Source organism: Cobetia sp. SIMBA_158 (assembly GCF_046566945.1).
Lineage (GTDB): Bacteria > Pseudomonadota > Gammaproteobacteria > Pseudomonadales > Halomonadaceae > Cobetia > Cobetia amphilecti.
The window spans coordinates 1-387 of sequence record NZ_JAWJYL010000097.1 but is presented as its reverse complement, the minus strand read 5'-3'; the positions used below and the strand labels follow the sequence as shown (position 1 = coordinate 387).

At 35.9% G+C, this 387-nt stretch carries 1 protein-coding gene; it reads right to left on the bottom strand.

Annotated features, from left to right (window positions below):
* On the bottom strand, positions 1 to 251 hold a 251-nt coding region (locus tag R2R70_RS19145), incomplete at its 3' end, for a phage tail domain-containing protein (RefSeq protein WP_410978772.1).
* Between the last annotated feature and the right edge of the window lie 136 nt (positions 252 to 387).

Below are 387 nucleotides of genomic sequence, written 5' to 3'. Positions count from 1 at the left end.
AACACTTTTGAAATTGTACGTCTATGCTTATATAACTGTTCTACAGTTTCAGCAAAAATACCGACTTCAATCGTAATATAACGTGCATCCAGTAAAGTATCTACACGTGTAACACCATCCTGAAAAGCTGATTTTACTGTCTGTACATCAGCATCTACTCTACCCAATCCATCTATATCTAAAATACGAAAAGTACCAGTACGTGAAATACTGATACTTTCGCCATTTGCATTAGTATATGTTAATTTCATCTATAGCCCCCACTCTCTAGCTAATCTACGTGATACTTGTAGATTTTTACGTGCTATATCAGAAGGTGAAAGTGGTTCAGGAGAATTGATAGTAATGTTTTGTACAATACCTTCACCATAACCGCCTTTCATGTCC